Source organism: Acinetobacter pittii (genome assembly GCF_034064985.1).
Taxonomy (GTDB): Bacteria; Pseudomonadota; Gammaproteobacteria; order Pseudomonadales; family Moraxellaceae; genus Acinetobacter; species Acinetobacter pittii_H.
The window spans coordinates 1,808,372-1,829,256 of record NZ_CP139249.1 but is presented as its reverse complement, the minus strand read 5'-3'; the positions used below and the strand labels follow the sequence as shown (position 1 = coordinate 1,829,256).

The 20,885-nt window shown below is 37.5% G+C and carries 18 protein-coding genes; 7 read left to right on the top strand and 11 right to left on the bottom strand.

Annotated features, from left to right (window positions below):
• Window positions 1-348 precede the first annotated feature (348 nt).
• On the top strand, window positions 349-1,416 hold the full coding sequence (locus SOI76_RS08740) for a hypothetical protein (protein ID WP_031976659.1): 1,068 nt from the start codon (window positions 349-351) through the stop codon (window positions 1,414-1,416).
• Between the two features lie 82 nt (window positions 1,417-1,498).
• On the opposite strand, the gene SOI76_RS08735 is transcribed toward SOI76_RS08740, so the two are convergent.
• The gene (locus SOI76_RS08735; protein ID WP_104078682.1) at window positions 1,499-2,650 is read right to left on the bottom strand and encodes a hypothetical protein; all 1,152 of its coding nucleotides are present in this window, start codon (window positions 2,648-2,650) and stop codon (window positions 1,499-1,501) included.
• A 538-nt stretch (window positions 2,651-3,188) separates the two neighbouring features.
• Here SOI76_RS08735 and SOI76_RS08730 point away from each other — a divergent pair.
• Window positions 3,189-3,941, top strand: coding sequence for an ATP-binding protein (locus SOI76_RS08730; RefSeq protein WP_104078684.1), 753 nt, complete (start codon window positions 3,189-3,191; stop codon window positions 3,939-3,941).
• 351 nt (window positions 3,942-4,292) lie between these two features.
• Here the strand turns inward: SOI76_RS08730 and SOI76_RS08725 are convergent, their stop codons facing one another.
• Window positions 4,293-5,096, bottom strand: coding sequence for a sulfite exporter TauE/SafE family protein (locus SOI76_RS08725; RefSeq protein ID WP_104078685.1), 804 nt, complete (start codon window positions 5,094-5,096; stop codon window positions 4,293-4,295).
• 98 nt (window positions 5,097-5,194) lie between these two features.
• Between SOI76_RS08725 and SOI76_RS08720 the strand changes: the two genes are divergently transcribed.
• Window positions 5,195-5,983, top strand: coding sequence for an AraC family transcriptional regulator (locus SOI76_RS08720; protein ID WP_104078686.1), 789 nt, complete (start codon window positions 5,195-5,197; stop codon window positions 5,981-5,983).
• Here SOI76_RS08720 and SOI76_RS08715 read toward each other — a convergent pair.
• From SOI76_RS08715 to SOI76_RS08700, 4 genes are read right to left on the bottom strand one after another with little or no spacing between them, the layout of a single operon-like run.
• Window positions 5,978-6,469, bottom strand: a complete 492-nt coding sequence (locus SOI76_RS08715) for a GNAT family N-acetyltransferase (protein WP_104078687.1) — start codon at window positions 6,467-6,469, stop codon at window positions 5,978-5,980. The two genes, SOI76_RS08720 and SOI76_RS08715, sit on opposite strands and share 6 nt — an antisense overlap.
• A complete protein-coding gene (locus SOI76_RS08710) occupies window positions 6,466-7,230 on the bottom strand; it encodes an ABC transporter ATP-binding protein (protein WP_104078688.1) in 765 nt (254 codons plus the stop codon). Before SOI76_RS08710 ends, SOI76_RS08715 begins: the two co-directional genes overlap by 4 nt.
• The gene (locus tag SOI76_RS08705; protein ID WP_104078689.1) at window positions 7,227-8,237 is read right to left on the bottom strand and encodes a FecCD family ABC transporter permease; all 1,011 of its coding nucleotides are present in this window, start codon (window positions 8,235-8,237) and stop codon (window positions 7,227-7,229) included. The genes SOI76_RS08710 and SOI76_RS08705 overlap by 4 nt, the downstream gene beginning before the upstream one ends.
• A 2-nt stretch (window positions 8,238-8,239) precedes the next feature.
• Window positions 8,240-9,259 carry an ABC transporter substrate-binding protein gene (locus SOI76_RS08700; RefSeq protein ID WP_104078690.1) on the bottom strand — a complete coding sequence of 340 codons (1,020 nt, stop codon included), beginning with the start codon at window positions 9,257-9,259 and terminating at the stop codon, window positions 8,240-8,242.
• Window positions 9,260-9,583: 324 nt separating this feature from the next.
• Here SOI76_RS08700 and SOI76_RS08695 point away from each other — a divergent pair, with 324 nt between their 5' ends.
• A complete protein-coding gene (locus SOI76_RS08695; protein ID WP_104078691.1) occupies window positions 9,584-10,927 on the top strand; it encodes a PepSY-associated TM helix domain-containing protein in 1,344 nt (447 codons plus the stop codon).
• A 73-nt stretch (window positions 10,928-11,000) separates the two neighbouring features.
• Here the strand turns inward: SOI76_RS08695 and SOI76_RS08690 are convergent, their stop codons facing one another.
• Window positions 11,001-12,053, bottom strand: coding sequence for an NAD(P)-dependent alcohol dehydrogenase (locus tag SOI76_RS08690; protein WP_057074829.1), 1,053 nt, complete (start codon window positions 12,051-12,053; stop codon window positions 11,001-11,003).
• 285 nt (window positions 12,054-12,338) lie between these two features.
• On the opposite strand from SOI76_RS08690, the gene SOI76_RS08685 reads away from it, so the two are divergent.
• Entirely contained in the window at window positions 12,339-13,226 is an 888-nt protein-coding gene (locus tag SOI76_RS08685) for an AraC family transcriptional regulator (protein ID WP_104078692.1), read from the top strand.
• Window positions 13,227-13,320: 94 nt separating this feature from the next.
• Here the strand turns inward: SOI76_RS08685 and yhaE are convergent, their stop codons facing one another.
• The 4 genes from yhaE to SOI76_RS08665 all read right to left on the bottom strand — a co-directional run bounded on the left by yhaE (window position 13,321) and on the right by SOI76_RS08665 (window position 17,723).
• Complete coding sequence (gene yhaE / locus SOI76_RS08680) at window positions 13,321-14,193, bottom strand: NAD(P)-dependent oxidoreductase (RefSeq protein WP_104078693.1); 873 nt, start codon at window positions 14,191-14,193, stop codon at window positions 13,321-13,323.
• Complete coding sequence (gene hpaX, locus SOI76_RS08675; protein ID WP_017392709.1) at window positions 14,193-15,569, bottom strand: MFS transporter; 1,377 nt, start codon at window positions 15,567-15,569, stop codon at window positions 14,193-14,195. The genes yhaE and hpaX overlap by 1 nt, the downstream gene beginning before the upstream one ends.
• Window positions 15,570-15,602: 33 nt before the next feature.
• Complete coding sequence (denD, locus tag SOI76_RS08670; RefSeq protein WP_104078694.1) at window positions 15,603-16,574, bottom strand: D-erythronate dehydrogenase; 972 nt, start codon at window positions 16,572-16,574, stop codon at window positions 15,603-15,605.
• A 213-nt stretch (window positions 16,575-16,787) separates the two neighbouring features.
• Window positions 16,788-17,723, bottom strand: coding sequence for a LysR family transcriptional regulator (locus SOI76_RS08665; RefSeq protein ID WP_104078695.1), 936 nt, complete (start codon window positions 17,721-17,723; stop codon window positions 16,788-16,790).
• Window positions 17,724-17,834: 111 nt separating this feature from the next.
• Here SOI76_RS08665 and SOI76_RS08660 point away from each other — a divergent pair, with 111 nt between their 5' ends.
• Both SOI76_RS08660 and SOI76_RS08655 read left to right on the top strand, forming a co-directional pair.
• Window positions 17,835-19,010 (top strand): fumarylacetoacetate hydrolase family protein, encoded by a 1,176-nt coding sequence (locus tag SOI76_RS08660; RefSeq protein ID WP_104078696.1) that lies wholly within the window; start codon window positions 17,835-17,837, stop codon window positions 19,008-19,010.
• 87 nt (window positions 19,011-19,097) lie between these two features.
• Complete coding sequence (locus SOI76_RS08655; RefSeq protein ID WP_104078697.1) at window positions 19,098-20,885, top strand: IlvD/Edd family dehydratase; 1,788 nt, start codon at window positions 19,098-19,100, stop codon at window positions 20,883-20,885.

Genomic DNA, 20,885 nt, shown 5'->3' with positions numbered 1-20,885 from the left:
CGAAAGTATTCAACTTAAAGATTGCTGAACAATACTTTAAAGTACTTTATTAGTCACATTAATAAAGTGATTGAAGAATTTTCAATAGCTACATTTGTACCATCCTTATAAGATAGAATATATAAAATTTATATTTTTCAGTAATTAGAATAATTTCATCTAATTGAATTTTTGTGCCTATTAAGAAACAAAATTACTTAAGTTCTCAACAAAATTTTACCTAAAATTACTGTAAATTTAATTTTATACACTAAAGGCAAATAGCATCAAATACTTTAAAATTGGATTGATGCTAACTGTCTAAAAGTAGTTGACAAGATAAAATTATACGAAACGGCATAGGTAAAAATGACAACTAATATCGAAACCAAAGAAATTTACAGACTCAACCATAGAGAGACGGGAAGTTTTTTGGGAATCATAGTCCTCAACATAAAAAGTGAAGAAAAACAGTTTCATTATGATGGCAAATTAAATATTGAAGCAAAACTTACAATCAATTTAGATTTTAGGGACAAGAATAGTGAACGTTGGAATTCTTCCGCTTGCTCTTTCTATGCTGGTTTTAACAACAGTCGTTTCTACAATTATCCAGCAAGTGTTTCAAAACATTCGCCTAGTGGTCATGGTGGCATAGACATTAAACCGTTGAAAATCCAAGGTCATCGAGTAGGTACATTAATGATGTCTAAAGTGGTATCTTGGTTAAAAACCTTTCCGCATCACGAAAAAGTACATCCAATTTATTTCGTTCCAGCAGGAAATAAAAATGTTGCCAAGAAATTCTATACCAATGCAGGTATACCTATTAATGATAAGATCATAACGATTGCTGATCTTAAAATACATGAAAGTTGGCAAAGTAATATTGAGTTAATTCCTGAGGAAAAGCTTCAAGAACTAGTTTTTGAATTGTATAAAGAAGAGTCTTTTTTAGTACATCAAAAAGAATTACTAGAAAAACAGTGCATTGAAGCAAGTTCCTATGTACATACACACAATCCTTTAAAAGCATTAATTTCCTATTCAATTGAGCCAAAACTATTGAATAAAAACTTCAAAAATCAGATTAATATATCTCATGAACAATGTGAATCAACTGCTGATTTACTCATTAAGTATGTTGATCGCAATAGGAAAATAGAAGATCTCAAATTTGAAATTGAACGTTTAATAAAACTAATTGAAGAGTACAGACAACAAAAGCTACCTGAAAAGCGTCTCGATAATTTTCTGAATGCATTTAATGCTATGATATATATCTATGCAGAAAGAACACTAATTATTCCTGCAATTATTGTTACTTTATTAAATTTTTTATACCCTGATATACGCTATTATTTAGCATTTTTCTTAATTACCTATTATATTTATTGGTCTACAATTATCTTTAAATTTGGATCTAACCGTTGGTAAAGCAACGGTTATTATTTAAACAAAAATAAAAGAATAGAATAGACTTCTTTTTTCTCTAATTAATAACTCAACCTGAGTTTTTTTATTTGTTAATATTATTGACTAACCCTAAATGGGTTTTCCAAAAAAGCGTAAGCTTTTCTCCAAATCTATCCTCATTAAAATAAATAACTTCTTGTAATACTGCTCTTCCTACTAGATGTTCTAAAGTTTTCCAATCTTGCGCATCCCCAAATATCATAGTCATTGTAATAATATTCTCTTTATCTTGGGCAATAATATTAGGAGACAATGCCGATGGAAAAAATTTGATTGCAAAAGGAATAAGTATTTTATAATCAACACCTTGTAATAGAGAAAGTCCTAGTGGAATACTATAATATAATCTTATAGTTATATTTAGTTCTCCCTGACAATAATAATTTTCAAAGCAGCTGACTTGAGCCCTAGCGAGATATGCACCATCACTGATATGTTGTTGTGGTGAGTTATGATCATTAATAGTTGAAACCATCATGTTAGGATAAGATGTCATAATGGGATCATATTCCCAAATAATCAGTGGTATTGGAACACCAAACGTCTGCTCTCCCTTTTTAATTAAATATAAATCTAATGCTGATAAGAAGTTTGCATAAAAGTTTGAAAAAACAGGATGTTCTTGTAATCTTGGTCGAATTATATGGTAACCATGAAGTGCTTTCTTCAAAATTTCTAGATTTTTTTTCTCAATGCTTATTAACACTGATATCACAGCAAGTGTAAAAACATCAACTAAATCATATTGCTTCAATCTTTTTAAATTTTTCTGGTTTAACTCCTTGATCTGTACTCTTGGTGAACCATCTGAAGCGATTGTTATTTTGAAAAAGGATTGGGTCAAATTTTTATCTAGTGCAAGTAACCACAAATTGTATTCTAATTCGCTACACCTCTCATCTAAAATATTCCAAATTATTGCATGAAACCAATCTGCTGTACCGCTATAAGATTTCTCTACAATATTAACCAAATTTTCCCCAACACTTATTTTTCCTTGTTTATAACGATCAAATAGTCGAGGACGAATCACTTTTCCCTCAACTTTCTTAAAGTTTTTAGGAAAAAATTCTTTTTCTAATGAATATGCAGTTTTATTTGAAGCAGCATTTTGTACTGCATAAAACCAAGCTTGTGTACCAAAGCCTTCAAATAGCCCTTTTTTTGGTCTACCCTTTAATTTTAACTTATTCATAATATTACACTTTATATAAAAATAGAGTCATAAAAATATTCATTTTTAGGTCGTGTTGAGTTTACTCATATTTTTATCAATAATTCAAATCATTATGAATAATACTGATGCGGTTATATGCAGACAAAGAGTATGAGAATTAACTAAGAAAAAAGAGGAACAAAATATGTTTTGGAGAATCTGAGTCAAAGAGAATGTGTATATTCTCACAGTAAAAATCAATTTATTTTCTATTTATTAAGTTAGTAATAATTATATTTTTTCGACTTAATGCGGGAGAAAACTGATGTAAATCTTATTGAAATTATCAAATCACAAAGAAAGGTCAATGACTCATGCTGGAACATGAATCATTGAAGTGTCTTGTGTACGCAGACACTAGCATTTTGTTCAATGAGTGGCTCAAAGTCAATTCAAATAGAACATTATTACCTTTCTCCCTAATTTACTTTAATTATTTTGGAGAAGTTTCCATTATGAAAATTTTAACTGTTATTCAAAAGAAGACTAAAAACTATTTGGGTGGAGGGAATGCAACATGAGCATTAAAAAAAGCGTCATAGTTAACCATTTACAATCTTTAAAACTACTAGGTGCTCTTAACTATTTTGTGGATCACTTTGATGAGATGATGATAAAAAATACTTCAACTATTGAAGTACTTAATCAGCTCTTAATCGCTGAACAGAATCATGTGGCAAATAAAAAAATATTCCGCTCTTTGAAAAAAGCAAATAATAACTATTTGAAGAGATGTTCAATGCACGCAGATTGTACAAATAAGATTGAGTCAAATAAAAATATTTTATTAAATCTTATGAACTTTCAATGCATTAACATTAAGCATAATCTAATTTTTACTAACAGAGTAAATGCTGAAAAAAACTGTCTCATCTCAGCACTTGGTGATCAGGCATTTAAAAATGGATTTGAGATATTATTTTACAATACAATAGAGTTTTTTGAAGAATTTGAGATTGCATATAGACTTGGAACTCTCCCTCTTTTCAACAAAAAATTTTTATCCTGCAATCTATTAATTCTTGAAGATTTTGATTTATCTAATGTCAATATGGATTGGATCGCCCAATTCATTAATTTTCTAGATAAATATACAAATAATGGGTCATTATTAATTATAAGTAGGTATGAAACAAAAATGTGGCTAAACCATTTTGAAAATCCCGTTATCGGGAAAGCACTACTAGATCTTATTATTAATCGATCATATATTTTTAATTCTAAAGGAAAATTTTCGTTTAAGAAACATAGCACCTCACTAAAAGCATAGCTACCAAAAGTCAAGCTAGTTTCCACTTTTTTGGGAATTTTTAATTAAGTGTCAACTAGCTTTTAAGAAAAATATCTTGCATCCTCTATTTGATATATCTGAACATATCAATGATAGAGAAAATCTCAACTTATCTGGCAAAAAATTAAGAAAAGTCTTAACTTATGTGACAAAATGATGCTGAGATCATGTGTCAAAAAAAATTACAATCTATTGATTTTATTTAATAATTAAATCTCAAACTATCTGTCATTTAGCGAAAGCCCTTTAAGACATAAAATTTGCAGTTTTAGAGCATTTAGAAATTCGATATTTAAAAGAGATTATTCTTCAATTAATTGAAATAGAAAGTTAATTTACAAAAAGTATGACGAGTAGAACTATTATTAAAAGTAGCGGATATAACTTTGCCCGCCATAAATCAGGTAGTTTTGAAATAAATTTTTCTGAAAAATATAGCCCGATCCATGTTCCAGCAACCAAGAATAAAGCAGCTTCAAACCAGATTAGTCCGATAAATCCGTTGGGTGTAGATTGCCAAATTGATAATACACAGTAGGTCAGCGTTGCAGTGAAAGACAAAGGCAGCGTGAGAATATTTGCAATAGCCGCAGCCTCTGCCATAGAACTACCCCGACGCCTTAATAACGGAACCGTGATTACGCTGCCACCAACCCCTAAAAGTGCTGCAACCCACCCAATAACTCCCCCTTTAACGAGTTCACTATTTTGTCTATAGTTTTGCTTTTGCACTGATGTCACCATAAAGCCTGGTCGGTAATAACAATCTAGAATGGTTATGAACACATAGCCCATAAATATCCAGCGAAGCCAATTTCCATTAAACAATGAGGCCATTACCGCACCAACAATTCCACCAAGTGCAATACCACCCCATAAAAAGCGGATTTGTTGCCAATCTATATGTCCAGAACGATAGTGTCGAAAGGTTGCAAAACTTGCCGAGCAGAGCATGACAAAAGCTGATGTAGCTACGGCGATTTGCATGGCATGTATGCCGACACTACTTTCATTGCTCCACTTTTGAATAATGACTGTATAAAGCAAAGGTACAGCAACAAATCCGCCGCCAAAACCAAATAACCAAGTGGTTATGCCTGAAAGTAGCCCAAATAAAAATAGCTCATATAGCATCATCATCTTCCTCACGTTTATAGAGGCATGATATAAAATAGCTATATGGCAAACTAACGTAAAAAAGCCATCTTTTTATTTTTTTCAGCCAAAAATATATGCGTAATATTCCAATTAACGATGTAGACCATCTACCGCAAGCGGTTCTAGCGTTAGGGTCAGATTATCCTGCTGATACCTTGTTAGATACGCATAGCCATCGCCGTGCTCAGTTCTTATATGCACCCGAAGGACTCATGAAAGTTGAAACCGAAGATGGTCAATGGCTCGTGTTACCTTACAGCGGTGTATGGATACCGGCAGGTAAACCACATCAGGTATGGTTGTCTAAAGTCAGTACTTATAGTTTGTATATAGAAGTGAGTAATGCCCCAAGACAAGCAAACTATTGCGAGGTTATCCAAGTCTCGCCTTTGTTACATCAACTGCTCATTCAGGCAAATCAGCTACCTGTTGACTACCAACGCGCAGGCCGTGATGGTTCTCTTATCGATTTATTGTTATATGAGTTAGAAGTTGCACCAGCCCTACCTCTATTTATTCCGTTACCTCACAACACATTATTATCTAAACAGTGTGCTGAGTTTATGGAGCATCCTGATATTCATAGCAGCCCTAAAGATTGGGCACATGACCACAATAAAAGTGAGCGGACTTTTCATCGTTGGTTTAAGTCAGAAACTGGCATGTCCTTTCAGGCTTGGCGTAATCGAGTCTGCATCATCTATGCTTTAAATGCCTTAAAAGAAAATATCTCAATTACGGAAATTGCCTTTAGTTTGGGCTATGAACACTCGGCAGCTTTTACCGCAATGTTCAGTAAAATTATGGGTTATCCACCTACCCATTTTCAAAAAAGATTTCATGCGTATGATAAAACGCTATAAAGATTTACTCATGTGTATAGTGTCATAGGTATCGATCCATTCGCGCTGAATAACCTCAAAGCCTTGTAGTCGCCAAAATTCTTCAGCTGCCGGTAAAAATGGATGGGTATGTAAATACAAACTAGTAATAGCATGGTTTTTGGCATGGCTAAACAACATGTTGCATAGCTGAGTTGCGATGCCATTACGGCGGTATTCAGGCAATACAAACAACTTAACCACCTCAACCGTATTGGACGGTAAATTTAAATCAAAACGATGGTCATACGCCCGATAAGCAATCGTACCAATAATACGGTTTTTATCTTTTACCGTAATAAAGCAGCCCAATGAATCATTAACATAATATTGTTCAAAATTTTTTAAATCTTTGGGGACTTGCCCATGATAGATTTCTGGGAATAACAGCTGTCTTGTATAAAGTGCAAATTCTACAGCAGACACATAGTCTGTTTTGCCCACTACCTGATAATTCAACATATTCATAGCCACGAATGATCAGGGATAACGATGGTTTTGTCTTGAATCATGGCTTCATGGAACTCAACATCGTAGACACTTTTTAAAAACTTCGGATCGGTGATTCGTGTTTTAGACTCAGGCTTAACCACTTCGTGTTGGCGCATAAAAAACAAATGGTCTGCAAATAAAAAAGCTAAATTGGGATCATGCATAATTGCAATCACCATAAAATTTTGCCGCGACAACTGACGCAACTTTTTCATTAAATAAGACTGATAATAAACATCGAGATGATTAGTTGGCTCATCGAGCAAAATGACTTTCGGTGCTTGCACTAAAATACGCGCAATCATAACTAATTGCCGTTCACCACCCGATAACTCGGTATAAGGACGGTCACGCAAATGCTCGATGTCTAAATCAAGTAAAGCTTGATCTACACGTTCCCAGTCTGATTTTGAAGGTCTATATCTGCTAAAAGCAGCACGCCCCGTAATCACCACATCTTTAACCAAAAATGGAAATACTGTTTTATGAAACTGTGGTAAAAAACCGAGTAATGCAGCACGATCTTTCCCTTTAAAGCCCGATAGTGGTTTTCCAGAGTAACGAATCAAGCCATCTTTTACGGGTTCTAGGCCCGCCATCAATTTAAACAGTGTCGATTTACCACAACCATTACGCCCTAAAATTACGGAAAACTGATTTTCAGGAAACTCCAGATGAATGTTTTTAAGAACCTGTTTGTGCCCATAGGCATAATTTAACTGATCAATTTGAATCATGCCCAATGAGTCCTCTGTGTTTTCATTAATAATAAGAAAAATGGCGCGCCAAGTAACATGGTAAAAATACCAATTGGTATTTCAAACGTCAGTAAAACCCGAGAAAAATTATCAATCAACAGTAGAAAACTGCCGCCCAACACCATATTGGCAGGAATACTGTAGCGGTGATCTGGTCCAACCAACATTCTCACAATATGCGGCATAAACAGCCCATATAGACTAATAATGCCAGCAGCAGCCACAGACGTTGATGTACATACAGTTACTAGTACAATTAAAAGAAGCTGTTCCCACCTTGGGTTAACACCAACTGCCTGTGCTTCTTCAGCACCAAGTGCCATTAAGTTTAAGCGCCAACGCATTGCAAATAACCCGGCAAGGCCAATACAAATTGGTAGCACGGCGTATTGAATTTTTTGCCAAGAAGCCTGATGTAAGTTGCCCATGGTCCATTGCACAATAGCTTGTAATTTAAATGGATCGCTTAGGTATTGAATAACGGTAAGTCCTGCTAAAAACAGTCCCGAAACAATCATGCCCGATAAAATTACCATGACTAAAGATGTCTGGCTTTCATGTTTTTGATGTGCAAATAAATACGTTAAGGCAACAGCACATACACCAAAAATAAAGGCTGATAGGTTTGGTGAAAGCCAACTTAAAGAAAGTGCCAAAGCTGCACCGAACGCAGCGCCAGATGAGATACCCAGCACATAAGAATCGACCAATGGATTACGAAACAATGCTTGTAAGCCATTACCCGCAGTTGCTAATGCGGCTCCCACCATAAAGGTCAGTAAAATTCTGGGCAATCTGACATTGACCAGAATGTTTTGCATCAACCTAAATTGTTCCGCATCAAAATATGGTGTATCAAAGACCGCTTGTACACCCCAAAGCAAATAATCCCATGCACTTAGCGTTTGAGTTGGCCCAATAAGCAATGAGATAAAAATCATGACGACAGGTAACGGGTAAAACCAATAATATTTTAGTTTTTCCATATTCATTGCACCAACGCTTTTGCAAGGTGCTCACCATACAACTTAGTTAAAATACGCTGTTGTAAAGCACTTACAGGTAAATCAGACTGTTCAGGATAAATACTGTGATTTAGATAAATCGCCGTAATAATGATTTTGATGGTGTGCGGGTTATATATAAATGCAGGACTCAAATTAAATACCTTTCGGTTTTGTACAGCGCTTAAGCCTTGTAATTCTTTTCGTTCATAAATCAGTTTAGGGTTGGTATTCCAAAGCACAATATTGTCAGGGTTCCATTCAATGAGGGTTTCGGGATTTACGTTGGGTTGGTTAGCAGCGGTCTGAACAATATTGTATGCACCCGCTAGCTCAATAAAATCATTGGTAATCGACTGACGTCCCGAGGTAGAAAAAATACGCCCTCCTGACCAAGCATAGTAAATCGATTGTTTATTTGGCTGACGAGCCGTTTTGGCTGCGACTTCTGCCACAATTTCATCAGAGAAATTTAAAATTTCCTGAGCTCGCTTTTGGGCTCCGCTCAGAATAGCAATTCCAGAAAGTTCTTCTTTCACTTGTTTGTAGGTGCCTGACTCCATGACATATACAGCAATGCCAAACTGCCGCAACAGTTCAATCGTTTGGGTTTGCCCGCTCCCCAAAATCACCAGATCTGGTTTTAACAGCACCAGACTTTCAATATTGGTTGCATTTGCCCCTTGTGTAGGCGTAGCAAGCTGTTTATTGGCAATACGTTGATCTATCGTTGAGTAGGCATTAAATAATAAAGGTTGGATGTATACTTCGGCTGGTATGCCAATCACTTTATGACCTTGCCCTAGCATATATAAGCCATCTAAACCTGACTCAAACAGAGAAACAATTCTTTGGGCAGGTTTGGCTACACAGACTTTTGTATTTGTACTATCAAAAACGCATATTGAATGAGAGGATGAGTTTTCTTGAGTTTTTCTATTTTGTTCAGATGAAGAACATCCACATAGAATGAGTAAAGTAAGTAATGAAGCGAATAACTTCATTATGGCACCTTTTGCACAAATAGAGTGCGTAATAAAAAGATGCGTTTATTTGGTGCATTTTTCATGTGAAAAACACACCATAAGAGAGCAAGATGGCTTGAAACATAAGCTATAGAATTATCAAATAAAGTTTGGTAGATAAGATCTTAAATACTAAGCAAAAAAAGCGCCAATTTTACCAAGCAATAAAAACTGTCTAATTATTAGGCTAAGCCCTCTACCTAAGCGCTATTCAAATAATTTAATAGCGCTTACAACTCAATCAACATCAATAGAAATAAATCGCTATAATCCGCCCCAACACCTGATAGACACTCTTTTCTGATGCTGACTGAATCATCCTTCTGGCGTAGTCTTTACCGTTTAATCCATATTTATGCTGGTATTTTTATTGCACCATTTATCTTGTTTGCTGCAATTACCGGTTTACTCTATGCAATTACGCCTCAACTAGAACAAGCCATTTATAAAGATGTTCTATATGTTGAGCCACTAGATCAAACACCACATAAGCTGAGCCAGCAAATTGAAGCCGCAAAGCAAGTAATGCCTAAGTCTGCACAGGTAATTGAAGTTAGACCAGCCTCAAGCACTGACCAGACAACCCGTGTCATTTTCTCAGACCCTATCCACGATTTTACAAGTGAAGCCGTTTTTATTGATCCTTTTACACTTAAAGCTCAAGGCCATCTAGCGGTCTATGGTACGAGCGGGGTTCTACCGTTTCGAACTACGCTCGACCAGTTACATAGCAATTTATTACTCGGAAAATGGGGGCGATTTTATAGTGAACTGGCAGCAAGCTGGTTAGCAATTTTGACTTTAACTGGACTGTATAATTGGTGGAAACGCCGTCAAAATCTTAAAATCAGACAAACACAAAAAAATAAATTACTAAGATGGCATAGCACATTTGGTTTAGTCTTATTTCCACTTCTATTATTAATTGCCATTACGGGGCTTACATGGTCCGAGTGGGCTGGAGATAATATTCGAATTGTTCGTCAGTGGCTCAATTGGCAAACTCCAACATTGGCAACTTCTCTTCAAGAAGATAATTTACCGACAGTGATGCACCATGAACATCACGAAATGCCACACAGTGAAAACCTTAATTTAAATATTGTCTCAAGTGAGTACGATAGCGTTCTTACAATCGCCAGAGCACATGGTATTGATGCAGCACAAATACAAATCAAACCACCAACCAGTGGAAATCAAGCTTGGGAAGTAGCCGAGATTCAGCGTAAATGGCCAACTCAAGCAGACAGTATCGCCATTGATATGGAACAACACAAAGTTATCGATCAACTTGCTTTTAAAGACTATTCACTGGTGGCAAAGCTCACTCGTTGGGGAGTTGATGCGCATATTGGTGTTTTATTTGGCTGGATAAATCAATTGGTACTGGCACTTTATGCTTTGCTACTGTGCATTATGATTATTTACGGATATAGGGCTGCGTTTAAAAACTCGAATTTAAAACTCATGACAAGCCACTTTGTTGGGCAAAGCTTATTAGTTTGGAACCGTGCAACTGGCTCACAAAAAATAGGGTTAATATTGGTGGGTCTAGTGTTAGGACTCAGCTTACCTGTTTTCGGTTTTAGTATTTTGTTTACGCTATTTATTTTTGCTATGCGTAAATACATTCCTTCTAAATCATAACACTCACATTGGTATTAAACTTTTGAGCTGTGCACACTACTCATCGTATGCACAGCCGAAAATGACTACTAAATTAATCTTCAGACAGTGTTTTCATATCAATCACAAAACGATACTTCACGTCGCTCTTTAGCATACGTTCAAAAGCTTCATTAATGTTTTGCATATCAATCATCTCTACTTCAGACACAATATTATGCTCACCACAAAAATCGAGTAACTCTTGTGTTTCTTTAATTCCACCAATGACCGACCCTGCAATTGATTTTCTTCCTAAAATCATAGGTACTGAATTTGCGCTAATTTCACCTAAATATCCAACTAACACAATAGTTCCATTTAAAGCTAAGGTTGGAATATAAGGCTTCAAATCATGGTTATAAGGCACCGTATCAATAATCAAATCAAATTGATTCAACACTGATTTCATTTGAGCTTCATCTGTTGATAACACAACATGATGCGCTCCGAGTTGTTTTGCATCCTGTTCTTTGTTTGCTGAGCGAGTAAATAGTGTCACTTCAGCGCCTAGAGCATTGGCAAGTTTAATCGCCATGTGCCCTAAACCACCTAAACCAACTACCGCGACTTTACTGCCTTTTCCAACATTCCAATGACGCAGCGGCGACCATGTGGTAATGCCAGCACAAAGTAGTGGTGGTACAGCTTGAGCATCCAGATTTTCAGGTACTTTTAATACGAAATCTTGGCTACAGGTAATGCTTTGTGAATATCCACCATAAGTTGGGCGTTGGTCATGGCGATCTACGCCGCCATAAGTCTGGATATTACCTTCTTCACAATATTGCTCGAGTCCTGAATGACAGGCAGAACATGTACGACATGAATCGACCATACAGCCAATGCCGACTAAATCACCAACTTTATATTTTGTGACTTTGGGGCCAATCGACGTTACACGACCTACAATTTCATGGCCCGGCACTATCGGATAAGCACTAAATCCCCAATCGTTTTTAGCTTGATGTAGATCGGAATGACAAACACCACAGTATTCAATTTGAATGACAACATCATCTTCACGTGGGGTTCTACGTTCAAACTTAAACGGAACTAAAGGAGTTTCTGATGACAGCGCGGCATAACCTAAAACTTCAATTGTCATATTTTTTCTCTCATGCTTAATGTAAATAAAGACGATTTTTTCGTTGAACACTCAGCGAGGGCTACAGGTTTTTAAACTCATAAACGTGTTTTAAAAGGTGTTGACTCAATAGGTTGCAACTCATCATCTTTTCGCCATGTTTCTCAGTATAAAAATGAAAGCTATAAGGTGTTGTTCTATTCCTCTTACAGATTTGCCTAATCCTCCGAATTGTTGCACTTCTCACTATTTTTCTTATTTGAAATGCCTACAATAAAAACACAGAGGGTAATCGGTGGAATCTGAATGGCGAATAGGTCTCTAGACAGTAATCAAGAATTAGCTCAACTTGTCGATCAATGGACCCGAGAAAAAGGTACATTCGAAACACCTATTACGGGACTGACTTTATATCGCGCAGAAACATTGACCCAACCAAGTAGCAGTATGATGGATGCAAGTCTATGTATGATTGCTCAAGGTAAAAAACAGGTGATTCTGAGTGAAGAAACCTATACGTACGACTCTAACCATTTCCTTTTTACTGCAATTGACCTGCCTGTCATTGCGCAAGTTCTGGAAGCTTCAGTTGAACGACCTTATCTTTCAATCGTCTTACGCCTAGACCCGTATGTACTCGCCCAAATCATGCTTGAAGCCCACATACCTTTTAAAGATGTAAATACTGAGAAAAAAGGAATGGCGGTTGGAGTAGTCAATTCAGAGCTGAATGATGCTTTTATACGGTTAATAAAACTGCTGGATACACCACAAGACATCCCCATCTTATCTCCTCTTATTATTAAGGAAATTTTTTATCGTTTATTGATGAGTCCGCAAGGCGATCGACTTAAACGAATTGTAGCGGCAGGAACTACAGGCCATCGAATTGTGAAGGCGATTGAATGGCTAAAAACAAATTTTGCAAAACCATTTAGTATTGAAGAACTGGCAAGCACGATGGGGATGAGTGCATCAAGTTTTCATCAACATTTTAGGGATACAACCTCAATGAGTCCCTTACAGTATCAAAAGAGAATGAGATTGACCGAAGCACGGCGTTTATTAATGACCGAAGAATATGACATTTCAACGACGAGTATTCAGGTCGGTTACGAAAGTTTGTCGCAATTTTCCAGAGAATATAAACGTTTTTTTGGGGTTTCTCCCTCAGTAGATATTAAAAATATATAAAAGCAATAAACGCAGACTTTCAAAAATTAATACCATAAAAAAAGCGGTACTTGATTATGTCTATTCATCAAGTACCGCTAAATTTAAAGCAATTTCACACTGGGTTCATTCGCTCAAGTTCACGAATTAAACCAGAATGGTCAAGCTCACCATCTCCAGCAGCAAGCATATTTTCAAATAATTGGCTGACTTGTTGGGCAACAGGTAAATTCAATTCTAGTGATTTAGCATAGCTAACGGCTGTATGAATATCTTTATGCTGGTTTCGAGCAGTGCCTCCCGGTTTAAAATCTCGATTTAACATACGCTCGCCATGTTGCTGTAAAATTGGAGAATCTGCAAAACCTCCTGTGAGTGCTTGTTTTAGCTTAATAGGGTCGGCGCCGGCTTTACTAGCAAGCAATAAACCTTCACTCACTGTTGCAATGGTGGTTGCTACAATCATTTGATTTACCAGTTTTGCGAGCATTCCACAGCCAGCACCACCAACTAAAATTGGGCGCCCCATTGCACTTAAAATAGTTTCAGCCTGTGAAAATGTTTTAGCGTCACCGCCCACCATAATAGCAAGACTTGTATTTTGGGCGCCTTTTTCTCCACCAGAAACAGGAGCATCTAAATATCTAAGTCCTCGTTCTCTACATTTGTCACCTTGTAGTTTCGCAACTTCAACGGGTATCGAACTCATGACAATAACCGTACTTTCAGGTTTTAACTGAGAGATTGCCCCCTGTTCTTTAAACAGGATTTCATCACAGGTTTTTCCATCGCTGAGCATACAAATCAGAAACTCTACATCTTTTCCGACTTGTTCAAGGTCAGAGCAAACTTGGGCACCAGTTTTTTTTAAACTATCTGCTTTAGATAAAGTTCTATTCCAGACTTTTAGCTGATGACCTGCCTTGAGTAAATTCATAGCCATCGGCATTCCCATAATGCCTGTACCCACAAATCCGATGGTCGCCATTATTTCATCTCCGTAGCAGTTCGAACTTTAAGTTGCTGCTGTTCTACTTTTAAGCTATTCGATTTTAACTTTGCTAATAACAACAAGCCCAAACCACCCATCGCTACAAAGCCAGCAATTGCAAGGAATGCCACTGTATAGGTGCCTGTGGTGGTATATAAATATCCAGTTAAATATGGACCAGTAAAACCACTTAAATTACCTACCGAGTTAATTAATCCAATTCCTGCTGCGGCACCCACACCTGTTAGAGTTTGACCAGGAATGGTCCAGAAAATGTTAATTGCGCTAAATACACCAATCGCAAGAAGAATAAAGCCGACAATAATGGCCCAAGGCTGATTCACAATAAGTGCAATCGCAATAGCTAACGCCGCCATAAGTGCAGCACAAGCACCGTGTTTATAACGTTCTTGTTTACGGTCAGAACGGCGGCTCCATAAAACCATCCCAACAGCTGCAAATGCATATGGAATTGCGGTGAGTAAGCCATTTTGAATAAGGCTAATTTGCATACCGAATGTGTTACGGAATGACTCTAAAACACTTGGTAAGAAGAAGAACATCGCATTTGAACCAGAGGTAATACCAAAATAAACAACCGCCATAATCCAAACCAAAGGATTTTTAAACACTTGTTTAATGAGTTCACCTTTAGTTAAAGCAGCATCGGCAGATTGCTCTTTTTCTCTTTCTTCACGCTCTAGTGTAGACATTAACCATTGGCGCTGCTCAGCTGTTAACCACTCTGCTTCTTTCGGGTTATTGGTTAAATATTTAAGACAGATTAACCCTAAAATAATGGAAGGGATCCCTTCTAGCACATACATCAAACGCCAACCTTCATAACCAATGGTATTACCCCATTGCATAAGGCCAACTGAAATTGGTGCTCCAATAATTTGAGCAATTGGCAATCCCAGATAAAACGTGGCAAAAACACGGGCACGATATTTTGCAGGAAACCATAAGGTTAAATAAAAGATCACACCAGGAAAGAAACCTGCTTCAGCAATACCCAGTAAAAACCGTAAAACAATAAACTGCGTACCGCTATGAATAAAACCCATGAGTGCTGCAATAATGCCCCAAGTAATCATGATTCGGGCAATCCAGATTCGCGCTCCAAACCGATGAAGCAAGATATTACTCGGCACTTCTGCAATAAAATAACCTAGAAAAAATACACCTGCACCTAAACCAAAAATGGTTTGAGTAATTCCAAGTGCATCATTCATATGTAACGCAGCAAAACCAATATTGGTCCTGTCTAGAAATGCCATAATGAATAAAATAATGAGAAACGGGATAATTCGGTTCGAAATACGTTTGATTGTCTGCTCTTCGAGAGCAGTTACATTTTTGATATCTTCCATAATAACTCTCACATCAACTGGCGATCACTGCCATTAATTTTGGGTATCTTCTATATGTGCCTGAATCACGCTTTCAAAATTTTTATCTGCTTGGAAACCTAAAGATTCGGCATATTCAGCTTTCACTTGAACAGGCCAACTTTGAACAATACGTTGAATGGTTTTGTCTTCTTGCCATTGCACCAAATCAGTTGCTTGTTTGCCCGCAACTTTTTCAAGCGCCTCAAGCATTTCTTTAACCGTGACTGTTAATCCCGGTAATGGAATAATTCGGTTATCTTGAAGTACATCTGAAGAAATTGATGCCGCTTTAATCATTGATTCAACACAACGTCGCGGTGAAGTAACAAAGACTGGAGTATCTGCCGGTACTGGGCAAATAGCCGTTTCGCCTTTTAATGGTTCTCGGATGATTGAGCTGAAAAATGTCGATGCCGCTTTATTAGGTTTACCAGGACGAACCACAATAGTCGGTAACCTTAAAATACGGCCATCAATAAAGCCTTTTCTTGAGTAATCCGAGACTAGCAATTCTCCTACTGCTTTTTGCATGCCATACGACGACTTTGGTGTAACCACTGTCTCATCTGTCACAACTTCTGGTAATTGACCACCAAATACAGCACAGCCACTCGCAAAAATGACTCGAGGCGTGGTTTGTTTCTTTCTTAGTTCTTCTAATAAATTTAAGAGTCCATACAGATTAACATCCATACCTAAATCAAAATCAGCCTCCGCTGCCGAGCTCACTACAGCAGCCAAATGCCAAACGACATCAATATTTTCTGTAATATGAGCAACTGTAGTTTTATCGGTAATATCACCGACAATCACTTCAACTCTTGGATCTTGCGGTAAATCATCGCCAGCAAATGCATCAAACAGAATAATTTTATCGATGGGTTCAGGTTTATTGTCATCTAAAGTCAAACTGCCAGATTTTAAGATCTCTTTAGCAATTTGTTTTCCAATAAAACCTGTTCCACCAGTGATTAGTACATTCATACAGAGGTCCTTTCCTAGTTTTTATTCACTTAAAAACTTTTGTAATTGTCGTGAATTAAACGATAAGGAGTCCCTGCAATAATTTCCAATGAATAATTTCTAAATATTGATAACTTTTTAATATCAGTTTTATGTTTATAAATTTACTCAATAAAGCAAGTTATCTTTCAACTTGAAAACCTCAAACCGCCCCATGGCTTGAGGCTGAATACTTTATTTACGTTTCGCATTTTTAAGTAAGATATTTATAAATGCTGCTGCAATATCAGAAACTGGTTCATCTTTACGCGTCAAAATTCCATAATCCTGCGCATCTAAAATTAGATCTGTTTCTAAAATCTGCAATTGCCCTTCTTTTACCTGATCGATCACCATGGCTTCGGGTAACATTCCTACCATAGGCGCGCCTTTTAAAATCTGCAAAAAGGTCTGCATCGACATGGTATTAACTGTATTTAAGGGAATTTTAACTTTAGCTCGCGCAAATACGCCTTCCATACGTTGTCGAATTGGCGTGCCTTTAGGATAAAGTACCCACGGCCAATTTAATAATTCTTCTAATGTACAAAACTTTTTCTTGGCACATGGATGAGCATTATTAACAACAATGCAAAACGGCTCTGGGCCTAAAGGTTGGAAATCAAAAAACTGACTTTGCGTCACATCGGTAAAACGACCAATAGCTAAATCTAAAGTATGCTCACTTAGCATTTCCATTAAATGGTCACTGGTTTGCTCAACAACATCGATAGAAAGTAACGGCCATTGTTTTTTGATCTCAATAATTGAGTTTGGAATCACCACTGCGGTTGCGGCAAAAATACCACCAACTTTTAAAAAACCGTGACCACCTAATCGTAAAATTTCAATGTCTTCGACAAAATGCTTTGCATCATTTAACACACGCTGGGCATATCGAATTACATGTTCACCCAAGGCTGTTACTGGCATATTTCTAGGCAGCCGCTCAAAGACCTGAAACCCAAGCAGACCCTCAATTTCCTTTAGCATTTTACTAACAGCAGGTTGACTTAAATTCATCTGCTCGGCAGCTAAATGCATGTTATTGGTTCTCGCCAAAGTTTCCAACAATACCAAGTGTTTAAATTTCAACCAATTATTTAAACTTGTGTAAGTCAAATCTGCCATTTATAAAAATCCTTTTCGATAACTTTTCGTTATTAATAATTAAATTATTACGATTGGTGTTTATTAAATAAGAAACATATCATGATTTCAAATAAAAGAAGGATGCTTTAAATGAACTTTACGTTAAATTCCCAGAACTCATTACCAGACGACGCTACCCAAGGATGTTTAATTGGTCGCGCGTGGATTCCAAATCAAATTTCCGGTCCATCTCCAATTCTTTTAAAAGGTGATCAGGTTTTTGATATTTCTGAAAAGTTCCACACGATTTCCCAGTTACTTGAGAGTTCAGATCCTTTAAAAGCTTTATCTGAAATTGAAGGAAAATTAGTTGGATCAATTGATGATTTATTTGCCAACACAGTCGCTGAACCAGATATCAACAAGGCATATTTTTTAGCCCCTATTGACCTGCAAGTGATTAAAGCAGCTGGTGTTACTTTTGCCGCAAGCATGTTAGAACGAGTGATTGAAGAGCAAGCGGGCGGCGATGCACAAAAAGCCCAATCCATCCGTGAAATTGTACAAGGCGTAATTGGCGATAATTTAAAAACAATTGAACCCGGTTCTGAAAAAGCGCTGCAACTCAAAGAATATTTAATTGAACAAAAAATGTGGTCTCAATATCTTGAGGTGGGTATTGGTACCGACGCTGAAATTTTTACCAAAGCACCTGTTTTAGCAGCCGTAGGAACGGGTCAAAATATTGGTATTCACCCAAAGTCTGAGTGGAATAATCCAGAACCGGAAGTTGTATTGGTTGCAAATAGCCACGGTAAAATTTTAGGTGCGACTTTAGGTAATGATGTGAATTTACGGGACTTTGAAGGCCGTAGTGCCTTACTGTTGAGTAAAGCCAAAGATAACAATGCATCTTGTGCAATTGGACCGTTTATTCGCCTTTTTGATCATACTTTTACTTTAAATGATATCCGTGCTTGCGATGTTGAACTGAAAATTGAAGGGACAGATAACTTTGTGCTTAATGGTGTGAGTTCTATGTCTCAAATTAGCCGTGACCCGGAAGATTTAATTCAACAAACACTGAATGAAAATCACCAATATCCAGACGGTTTCGTTTTGTTTTTGGGTACTTTATTTGCACCTACTCAAGATCGAGAACAAGCTGGGGCTGGCTTTACCCATAAAGTTGGAGATGTGGTTCGTATTCATTCACCTAAACTCGGCACTCTATACAACACGGTCATGACCAGTGACAAAGCAACGCCGTGGAATTTTGGAATAAATGCTTTGATGCGTAATTTAAAGCAACGTGAATTACTATAATTTTCACGTATTATCGATCGGTTGAATTGCAAAATTCATCTCGTAAGTGAACTAAATTTCAAAAAGTATGAGTGAAAGGATCAAAAAATGAATGATCAAAATAAACGGATTTTTTTACGTAGCCAAGAATGGTTTGATGATCCTGAACATGCCGACATGACAGCACTTTATGTTGAGCGTTATATGAATTATGGCCTGACCCGTGCCGAGCTACAATCCGGCCGCCCGATTATTGGGATTGCACAAACTGGCAGTGATTTAACTCCATGTAACCGTCACCACAAAGAACTTGCTGAACGGGTTAAAGCGGGTATTCGAGATGCGGGTGGTATTCCCATGGAATTCCCTGTCCACCCGATTGCGGAACAAACCCGTCGTCCAACTGCTGCACTTGACCGCAACTTAGCCTATTTAGGTTTAGTTGAAATCTTACATGGTTATCCACTTGATGGCGTGGTGCTGACTACTGGCTGTGACAAAACTACTCCTGCATGTTTAATGGCAGCCGCAACAACAGATTTACCAGCCATTGTTTTATCTGGTGGACCAATGCTAGATGGTCACTTTAAGGGTGAATTAATTGGCTCAGGCACGGTGCTTTGGCATGCAAGAAATTTACTTGCCACGGGTGAAATTGACTATGAAGGGTTCATGGAAATGACCACTTCAGCATCGCCTTCAGTCGGACATTGCAACACCATGGGCACTGCACTTTCTATGAATGCTTTAGCAGAAGCGTTGGGTATGTCTTTACCGACATGTGCAAGTATTCCGGCGCCGTATCGTGAACGTGGGCAAATGGCCTATATGACAGGCAAAAGAATTTGTGAAATGGTTCTAGAAGATTTACGCCCATCTAAAATCATGAACAAACAATCATTTGAAAATGCCATTGCGGTAGCCTCAGCATTAGGCGCATCAAGTAACTGTCCTCCTCACCTCATTGCAATTGCTCGTCATATGGGTATTGAGCTGAGTTTAGAAGACTGGCAACATGTTGGGGAAAACATTCCGCTCATTGTGAATTGCATGCCTGCGGGTAAATATTTGGGTGAAGGTTTCCATCGTGCGGGTGGTGTTCCTGCCGTTTTACACGAATTACAAAAAGCTGGTGTATTACATGAAGACTGTGCATCAGTCAGCGGTAAAACAATAGGTGAAATTGCTAAAAATGCAAAAACCTCAAATGCCGATGTCATTTTTCCTTATGAACAACCTCTTAAACATGGTGCCGGTTTTATTGTGCTCAGTGGTAATTTCTTTGACAGCGCCATTATGAAAATGTCTGTAGTGGGCGAAGCATTTAAAAAAACCTATTTATCAGATCCAAACAATGAAAATAGCTTCGAAGCACGTGCAATCGTTTTTGAAGGTCCCGAAGACTACCACGCAAGAATTAACGACCCTGCCTTAAACATTGATGAACATTGTATTTTAGTCATTCGTGGCGCAGGTACAGTGGGTTATCCGGGCAGTGCTGAAGTCGTCAATATGGCTCCACCAGCAGAGTTAATTAAAAAAGGGATTGATTCACTGCCTTGCTTAGGAGATGGCCGCCAAAGTGGAACTTCTGCCAGCCCATCTATTCTCAATATGTCACCCGAAGCGGCTGTAGGCGGTGGGATAGCCTTACTTAAAACCAATGACCGTTTACGTATTGATTTAAATAAACGTTCTGTCAACGTGCTCATTTCTGACGAAGAGTTAGAACAACGCCGCCGTGAATGGAAACCGACGGTATCTCCATCTCAAACACCTTGGCAAGAAATGTATCGCAACATGGTAGGTCAATTATCTACTGGTGGTTGTTTGGAACCCGCAACTTTATATATGCGAGTCGTAAACCAAGACAACCTTCCAAGACACTCTCATTAA

What these genes read in the sequence shown, in the direction of transcription:
- SOI76_RS08740 (WP_031976659.1), top strand. Translation starts at nt 349, where the DNA reads ATGACAACTAATATCGAAACCAAAGAAATTTACAGACTCAACCATAGA.
- SOI76_RS08735 (WP_104078682.1), bottom strand. Translation starts at nt 2,650, where the DNA reads ATGAATAAGTTAAAATTAAAGGGTAGACCAAAAAAAGGGCTATTTGAA.
- SOI76_RS08730 (WP_104078684.1), top strand. Translation starts at nt 3,189, where the DNA reads ATGAGCATTAAAAAAAGCGTCATAGTTAACCATTTACAATCTTTAAAA.
- SOI76_RS08725 (WP_104078685.1), bottom strand. Translation starts at nt 5,096, where the DNA reads ATGCTATATGAGCTATTTTTATTTGGGCTACTTTCAGGCATAACCACT.
- SOI76_RS08720 (WP_104078686.1), top strand. Translation starts at nt 5,195, where the DNA reads ATGCGTAATATTCCAATTAACGATGTAGACCATCTACCGCAAGCGGTT.
- SOI76_RS08715 (WP_104078687.1), bottom strand. Translation starts at nt 6,469, where the DNA reads ATGAATATGTTGAATTATCAGGTAGTGGGCAAAACAGACTATGTGTCT.
- SOI76_RS08710 (WP_104078688.1), bottom strand. Translation starts at nt 7,230, where the DNA reads ATGATTCAAATTGATCAGTTAAATTATGCCTATGGGCACAAACAGGTT.
- SOI76_RS08705 (WP_104078689.1), bottom strand. Translation starts at nt 8,237, where the DNA reads ATGGAAAAACTAAAATATTATTGGTTTTACCCGTTACCTGTCGTCATG.
- SOI76_RS08700 (WP_104078690.1), bottom strand. Translation starts at nt 9,259, where the DNA reads ATGAAGTTATTCGCTTCATTACTTACTTTACTCATTCTATGTGGATGT.
- SOI76_RS08695 (WP_104078691.1), top strand. Translation starts at nt 9,584, where the DNA reads ATGCTGACTGAATCATCCTTCTGGCGTAGTCTTTACCGTTTAATCCAT.
- SOI76_RS08690 (WP_057074829.1), bottom strand. Translation starts at nt 12,053, where the DNA reads ATGACAATTGAAGTTTTAGGTTATGCCGCGCTGTCATCAGAAACTCCT.
- SOI76_RS08685 (WP_104078692.1), top strand. Translation starts at nt 12,339, where the DNA reads ATGGCGAATAGGTCTCTAGACAGTAATCAAGAATTAGCTCAACTTGTC.
- yhaE (WP_104078693.1), bottom strand. Translation starts at nt 14,193, where the DNA reads ATGGCGACCATCGGATTTGTGGGTACAGGCATTATGGGAATGCCGATG.
- hpaX (WP_017392709.1), bottom strand. Translation starts at nt 15,569, where the DNA reads ATGGAAGATATCAAAAATGTAACTGCTCTCGAAGAGCAGACAATCAAA.
- denD (WP_104078694.1), bottom strand. Translation starts at nt 16,574, where the DNA reads ATGAATGTACTAATCACTGGTGGAACAGGTTTTATTGGAAAACAAATT.
- SOI76_RS08665 (WP_104078695.1), bottom strand. Translation starts at nt 17,723, where the DNA reads ATGGCAGATTTGACTTACACAAGTTTAAATAATTGGTTGAAATTTAAA.
- SOI76_RS08660 (WP_104078696.1), top strand. Translation starts at nt 17,835, where the DNA reads ATGAACTTTACGTTAAATTCCCAGAACTCATTACCAGACGACGCTACC.
- SOI76_RS08655 (WP_104078697.1), top strand. Translation starts at nt 19,098, where the DNA reads ATGAATGATCAAAATAAACGGATTTTTTTACGTAGCCAAGAATGGTTT.